Source organism: Streptomyces swartbergensis (assembly GCF_002148965.1).
Lineage (GTDB): Bacteria > Actinomycetota > Actinomycetes > Streptomycetales > Streptomycetaceae > Streptomyces > Streptomyces swartbergensis.
In genome coordinates, this window is sequence record NZ_NGFN01000445.1 from 1 (window position 1) to 6,067 (window position 6,067).

Annotated in this window: 7 protein-coding genes; 6 read left to right on the forward strand and 1 reads right to left on the reverse strand. The window is 70.3% G+C overall.

Features of this window, described 5'->3' with window-relative positions; translation table 11 throughout:
- The coding region (locus CA983_RS39385; protein ID WP_107500333.1) for a D-2-hydroxyacid dehydrogenase at nucleotides 1-933 on the forward strand (933 nt) is incomplete at its 5' end.
- 17 nt (nucleotides 934-950) lie between these two features.
- Nucleotides 951-2,360, forward strand: a complete 1,410-nt coding sequence (locus CA983_RS39390) for an amidase (protein WP_086605504.1) — start codon at nucleotides 951-953, stop codon at nucleotides 2,358-2,360.
- Here CA983_RS39390 and CA983_RS39395 read toward each other — a convergent pair.
- A complete protein-coding gene (locus CA983_RS39395) occupies nucleotides 2,341-2,835 on the reverse strand; it encodes a DUF3830 family protein (RefSeq protein WP_086605505.1) in 495 nt (164 codons plus the stop codon). The two genes, CA983_RS39390 and CA983_RS39395, sit on opposite strands and share 20 nt — an antisense overlap.
- Before the next feature lie 107 nt (nucleotides 2,836-2,942).
- Between CA983_RS39395 and ehuB the strand changes: the two genes are divergently transcribed.
- The 4 genes from ehuB to CA983_RS39415 are packed head-to-tail and all read left to right on the forward strand — an operon-like array spanning nucleotide 2,943 to nucleotide 6,013.
- Nucleotides 2,943-3,872: an ectoine/hydroxyectoine ABC transporter substrate-binding protein EhuB gene (gene ehuB / locus CA983_RS39400; RefSeq protein WP_086605506.1), complete on the forward strand. Its 930-nt coding sequence runs from the start codon at nucleotides 2,943-2,945 to the stop codon at nucleotides 3,870-3,872.
- Complete coding sequence (gene ehuC / locus CA983_RS39405; protein WP_086605507.1) at nucleotides 3,869-4,585, forward strand: ectoine/hydroxyectoine ABC transporter permease subunit EhuC; 717 nt, start codon at nucleotides 3,869-3,871, stop codon at nucleotides 4,583-4,585. The genes ehuB and ehuC overlap by 4 nt, the downstream gene beginning before the upstream one ends.
- On the forward strand, nucleotides 4,582-5,232 hold the full coding sequence (gene ehuD / locus CA983_RS39410; protein ID WP_086605508.1) for an ectoine/hydroxyectoine ABC transporter permease subunit EhuD: 651 nt from the start codon (nucleotides 4,582-4,584) through the stop codon (nucleotides 5,230-5,232). The genes ehuC and ehuD overlap by 4 nt, the downstream gene beginning before the upstream one ends.
- Complete coding sequence (locus CA983_RS39415; protein WP_086605509.1) at nucleotides 5,222-6,013, forward strand: amino acid ABC transporter ATP-binding protein; 792 nt, start codon at nucleotides 5,222-5,224, stop codon at nucleotides 6,011-6,013. Before ehuD ends, CA983_RS39415 begins: the two co-directional genes overlap by 11 nt.
- Nucleotides 6,014-6,067 lie beyond the last annotated feature (54 nt).

The window sequence follows — 6,067 nt, forward strand, 5'->3', positions numbered from 1 at the left end:
CTCCTCGTCCTGGACGCCGAACCCCTCCCCCGCCTCGGGAGCCTCACCGGCCGCGCCCGTATCGAACACACCGACGCGGAGGGTCTCGCCGCACGCCTCCCGCGTGCGGATGTACTGCTGGTGTGGGACTTCACCTCGCGCGCCGTGCGGGACGCCTGGCCCGGCGAGGGTCCACGGCCACGCTGGGTGCATACGGCGAGCGCCGGTGTGGACCATCTGATGTGCCCGGAACTCGCCACCTCCGACACCGTGGTGACGAACGCGCGCGGCATCTTCGACCAGCCGATCGCCGAGTACGTCGCCGCGCTCGTGCTGGCCATGGCCAAGGACCTGCCGCGCACGCTGGAGCTGCAACGGGAGCGGACCTGGCGGCACCGCGAGTCGCACAAGGTCGCCGGGGGCCGGGCCGTCGTGGTCGGCACCGGGCCCATCGGCCGGGCGATCGCCCGCACGCTGGGGGCGCTGGACATCACGACGGCGCTCGTGGGCCGCGCCCCGCGCACCGGCGTGCACGGCCCGGAGGATCTGGACCGGCTGCTGGCGCGCGCCGACTGGGTGATCGCGGCGGCGCCGCTCACCGATCAGACGCACGGCATGTTCGACGCCCGCCGCTTCGGCGTGATGCAGCCGTCCGCCCGGTTCGTGAACATCGGCCGCGGCCAGTTGGTCGACGAGGAGGCGCTCGCCGAGGCCCTGGCCAAGCACTGGATCGCGGGCGCCGCCCTGGACGTCTTCGAGTCCGAGCCCCTGACCCCCGACAGCCCGTTGTGGCAGGTCCCGGGCCTGATCGTGTCCCCGCACATGAGCGGCGACACCATCGGCTGGCGGGACGAGCTCGGCGCCCAGTTCGTGGAACTGTACGAGCTGTGGGCGGCGGGAAAGCCGCTGGAGAACGTGGTCGACAAACAGCGCGGGTATGTACCCGGACACTGACGTTCCTTGGAGGGTGCATGACCGAGCTCACCGAGCTGACCGCCGTACGGCTCCTCGACGGATACCGCAAGGGCGAGTGGAGCCCCGTGGAGGCGACCCGCGCGGCGCTGGAGCGGGCCGAGGCGATCCAGCCGGAGGTGAACGCCTTCGTCCGGCTGACCGCCGAGGACGCGCTGGCCCGGGCCCGGGAGTCGGAGGAGCGCTGGCGGCGCGGTGAGCCCCAGGGGCTGCTGGACGGGGTGCCGGTCACGGTCAAGGACATCCTGCTGCTGCGCGGCGCGCCGACCCTGCGCGGGTCGAAGGCCGTGGATCCGGCGGGGCGCTGGGACGAGGACGCCCCGTCCGTGGCCCGGCTGCGGGAGCACGGGGCGGTCTTCATCGGCAAGACGACGACCCCCGAGTACGGCTGGAAGGGCGTGACGGACTCGCCGCTGAGCGGGGTGACGCGCAACCCGTACGACCCCTCGCGCACGGCCGGCGGGTCGAGCGGCGGCAGCGCGGCGGCCGTGGCGCTCGGCGCGGGGCCGCTGTCGCTGGGCACGGACGGCGGCGGCAGTGTCCGTATCCCGGCGTCGTTCTGCGGGATCTTCGCGCTGAAGCCGACGTACGGGCGGGTGCCGCTCTACCCGGCGAGCGCGTTCGGCACGCTGGCGCACGTCGGGCCGATGACCCGGGACGCGGCGGACGCGGCGTTGCTGATGGATGTCATCGGCCATCCGGACTCGCGTGACTGGTCGGCGCTCGCCCCGCCGCCCGGCGCCTACGCCGACGGCCTGACGGGCGGGGTGCGCGGGCTGCGCGTGGCGTACTCGCCGTCGCTGGGCGGGCAGGTGGCGGTGCGTCCGGAGGTCGCGTCGGCGGTGCGGCACGCCGTGGAGCGGCTGGCGGAGCTCGGCGCCTACGTCACGGAGACCGACCCGGACCTCACCGAACCGGTGGAGGCCTTCCACACCCTGTGGTTCAGTGGGGCGGCCCGGGTGACCGAGCATCTGGGACCGAAGCAGCGGGAACTGCTGGACCCGGGCCTGCGCGAGATCTGCACACAGGGCGCCCGCTACTCGGCGCTGGACTATCTGGCCGCGGTGGACGTGCGGATGGACCTGGGGCGCCGGATGGGCCGCTTCCACGACACGTACGACCTGCTCGTCACGCCGACCCTGCCGATCACGGCGTTCGAGGCGGGCGCCGAGGTACCGAAAGGATCCGGCCACCGGCGCTGGACGGGCTGGACGCCGTTCACGTACCCGTTCAACATGACGCAGCAGCCCGCTGCGAGCGTGCCGGTCGGCGCCGACGGGGACGGCCTGCCGATCGGCCTGCAGCTCGTGGCCGCCCGGCACCGGGACGATCTGGTGCTGCGGGCGGCCCACGCGCTGTACGAGGCCGGCGTGGCGTCCGCCGGCCGGCTCAGGCCCTCCGGAAGCTGAGCGTCTCGCCCGCCGCGCCCGACCTCCACAGGTCGTTGCACGCCTCGGCCATGGCGTCCAGGCCCTCGACGATCTGGCCCCAGACGATGCCGGGGACCCAGCCCACATCGCCGTTCAGCAGCAGGTTGTTGCGCTCGTAGAACAGGGCCAGGTCGACGAGCGTGGTCCCGGCACGGACCTCGCGGTCGTAGCCGTAGGACTTGGTCCCCAACTCCGTACCCGCGAAGGCGAAATAGCACAGGTCGCCCGGAATGGGAGTGACGGTCGGGTTTTCCAGGGGTGGTTCGGTTTCGGCGAAGGGCGGGAAAAGGGCGTAGATCTCGTTGCGTGCGTACTTCGCGTGGTAGACGTCGCCGGCCAGCGGAAGGGCGTCCCAGACGGCCGCGCAGGTGATCGGCGCGCGGTCGTCCAGCAGCTTGGCCCGGCAGGTCACGTCGCGCTTGACCAGCGAGACTTCGATATATCGATCAGCCATGCCTCCATGGGAGTGCCCGCCGCCCCCGCGGTCAAGGGCGCACCGGGAGACGTGCGGGGCTTGAAAAGATCGGCATAACCCGGATGCGGTCGGGTAGCCGCGCGCCCATGGCTCCACCACAGAGAAGCCCACTGAGAAGTCCGGAACCCATATCCCAGGCCGCCTCCGGGCCCACACGCCGGTCGCTGCTCGCGGGGGTCGCGGCGCTCGGCGCGCTGGGCGCCGCCGGATGCAGTCGTGTGGCCACCGCGTCGGGCACCGAGGGCGGTGACCTGCTCGACCGGCTCCGCGCCGCGGGCGTCGTGCGCCTCGGCATCGCCGGTGAGATCCCGTTCGGGTTCATCGACACGAACGGCGAGCTGACCGGTGAGGCACCGGAACTGGCCAAGGTGATCTTCAAGCGTCTCGGCGTCGACCGGGTGCAGCCCGTGCCGACCGAGTTCGGCTCGCTCATCCCGGGCCTGAACTCCCAGCAGTTCGACGTCGTCGCCGCCGGGATGTACGTCAACCCCGAGCGCTGCGAGCAGGTCATCTTCTCCGACCCCGACTACCAGATGCTCGACTCGTTCATCGTCCGCAAGGGCAACCCCAAGGGGCTGCGCAGCTACAAGGACGTCGTCGAGAAGAAGGCGAAGTTCGCCACCGGGACCGGATACGCCGAGATCCAGTACGCCGTCGAGGCGGGGTACAAGGAGAGCGACATCCTGATCGTCCCGGACCAGGTGGCGGGGCTGAACGCCGTCGAGGCGGGCCGCGTGGACGTGTTCGCCGGTACGGCGCTCACCACCCGCGAGGTCGTGAAGAAGTCCAGCAAGGCGGAGTCGACCGAGCCGTTCGCGCCGCTCGTGGACGGCAAGCCGCACGTCGACGGCGGCGCCTTCGCGTTCCGGCCGACCGAGACCAAGCTGCGGGACGCCTTCAACGTCGAGCTGCACAAGCTCAAGAAGAGCGGCGAACTGTTCCGCATCCTCAAGCCCTTCGGTTTCACCAAGGCGGAGATGACGGATCTGACCGCGAAGGAGCTCTGCGGCGGATGACCTCGGGACTCTGGGAACTCGTACTCAAGGGCGTCTGGGTCACGATCCAGCTGCTCGTGTGCAGCGCGCTGCTGGCCATGGCGGTCTCCTTCGTCGTCGGCGTCCTGCGCACCCACCGGCTGTGGATCGTCCGCTTCCTCGCGGGCTTCTACACCGAGGTGTTCCGCGGGACTTCGGCCCTGGTGATGATCTTCTGGGTGTACTTCGTGCTGCCGATCTCCTTCGGCTGGCAGCTGGTGCCGCTGTGGGCCGGCTCCCTCGCGCTCGGCCTGACCTTCGGGGCGTACGGCTCCGAGATCGTGCGCGGCGCGCTGAACGCCGTCGACCCGGCGCAGAAGGAGGGCGGGATCGCGCTCAGCTTCACGCCCTGGCAGCGGATGCGGCTGATCCTGCTGCCGCAGGCCGTGCCTGAGATGATCCCGCCGTTCTCCAACCTGCTCATCGAACTGCTCAAGGGCACCGCCCTGGTGTCGATCATGGGCATGGGTGACCTGGCGTTCAGCGGCAACCTGGTGCGTCTGGCGCTCCAGGAGAGCGCGGAGATCTACACGGTCGTTCTGCTGATCTACTTCGTGATCGCCTTCCTGCTGACCCGCGGCATGCGCGGCCTGGAGCGCAAGCTCAAGGCCGGCACGGGCAAGCCGGTCGGGTCCACGGCCGACCAGGAACTGAGCCGGCCGGAGACGACCGGCGTGGGAGGTGCTGTCGCGTGAAGTGGGACTGGAGCGCAGTCAGCGGCTTCATGCCGCACTTCTGGGACGGTCTGCTGGTCACCCTGCAGATCCTGGCCCTCGGTTCGCTGATCTCGTTCGCGCTGGGCCTGGTGTGGGCGCTGCTCATGCGGGTGCCCTCGCGGTGGGTGACCTGGCCGCTCGGGGCGGTCACGGAGTTCGTCCGCAACACCCCGCTGCTGGTGCAGCTGTTCTTCCTCTTCTACGTGCTGCCCGAGTGGGGCCTGACCTTCTCGGCGCTGGCCACCGGTGTCTTCGCCATCGGACTGCACTACTCGACGTACACGATGCAGGTCTACCGCGCCGGTATCGAGGCCGTGCCGGTCGGCCAGTGGGAGGCGGCGACGGCACTGAACCTGCCGCTGCGCCGGACGTGGACCGCGGTGATCCTGCCGCAGGCGGTGCGCCGGGTCGTCCCCGCGCTCGGCAACTACGTCATCTCGATGCTCAAGGACACCCCGATGGTGATGGCGATCACCGTGCTGGAGCTGCTCGGCCAGGCGCGCCTGTACTCGCAGGAGCACTTCCAGTTCACCGAGCCGCTCACCGTGATCGGCGTGGCCTTCATCCTCATCTCCTACCTGGCCTCCCTTCTCATGCGAGCACTGGAGCGACGCCTTGCCCACTGACACTCTCCCCAACCCCGGGAAGAACCCCGCCAGGAGCACCGGCGAGCTGATCCGGCTGGAGCAGGTCACCAAGCGGTTCGGTGACCACACGGTCCTGGACCACCTGGACTTCTCCGTGGACGCCGGCAAGCACGTGACCCTGATCGGCCCCTCCGGGTCCGGCAAGACCACGATCCTCCGCCTGCTCATGACACTGCTCAAGCCCGACGAGGGCACGATCACCGTGGACGGGGAGCAGCTCTTCCCGGCGCCCGAGAAGCAGGTGCGCGAGGTCCGCAAGAAGATCGGGATGGTGTTCCAGCAGTTCAACCTGTTCCCGAACATGACGGTCCTGCGCAACATCACCGAGGCCCCGGTCACTGTCCTCGGCATGTCCAAGGACGCCGCCGAGGAGCGGGCCCGCGAGCTGCTGGAGCTGGTCGGGCTGACCGACCACCTCGACAAGCACCCGGCGCAGCTGTCCGGCGGGCAGCAGCAGCGGGTGGCGATCGCCCGGGCGCTGGCGATGCGGCCGCAGGTGCTGCTCCTGGACGAGGTGACCTCCGCGCTCGACCCGGAGCTGGTCGCGGGCGTCCTGGACGTGTTGCGGGACATCGCCCGTTCCACGGACATCACGATGCTCTGTGTGACCCACGAGATGAACTTCGCCCGGGACATCTCCGACCAGGTACTGATGTTCGACTCGGGCCGGGTCATCGAGTCCGGTCCGCCGGAGAAGATCTTCAGTAGTCGTTCATGCTGTACGGCACCTTCGCGGCGACCCACGTCCTGGCCCGGTTGATGATCTCCGTACGGGTGATGGCGGTGGGCTTGAGGGCGGCGGAGGGGTCCGCGG